Origin of the sequence: Actinoplanes rectilineatus (genome assembly GCF_000962825.1) — a bacterium.
Lineage (GTDB): Bacteria > Actinomycetota > Actinomycetes > Mycobacteriales > Micromonosporaceae > Actinoplanes > Actinoplanes rectilineatus.
The window spans coordinates 1-244 of sequence record NZ_JZKF01000294.1 but is presented as its reverse complement, the minus strand read 5'-3'; the positions used below and the strand labels follow the sequence as shown (position 1 = coordinate 244).

The window sequence follows — 244 nt, the reverse complement described above, 5'->3', positions numbered from 1 at the left end:
GACCTCGGTGATGATGCCGAAGAACGGCAGCGCGATGATGTACACCTCGGGGTGCCCGAAGAACCAGAACAGGTGCTGCCAGAGCATCGGCCCGCCGGTCTCCACGTCGAACACGTGCGCGCCGAGCACCCGGTCGGCGGCCAGCGCGAACAGCGCGGCGGCCAGGAACGGGAAGATCAGGATCGCCAGCAGCGCGGTGACCAGCATGTTCCAGGTGAAGATCGGCATCCGGAACATCGTCATG

Annotated in this window: 1 protein-coding gene; it reads right to left on the bottom strand. The window is 65.6% G+C overall.

All coding sequences use genetic code 11. From position 1 onward, the window contains the following. The coding region (locus tag WH85_RS46470) for a cbb3-type cytochrome c oxidase subunit I (RefSeq protein WP_045748628.1) at window positions 1–244 on the bottom strand (244 nt) is incomplete at both ends.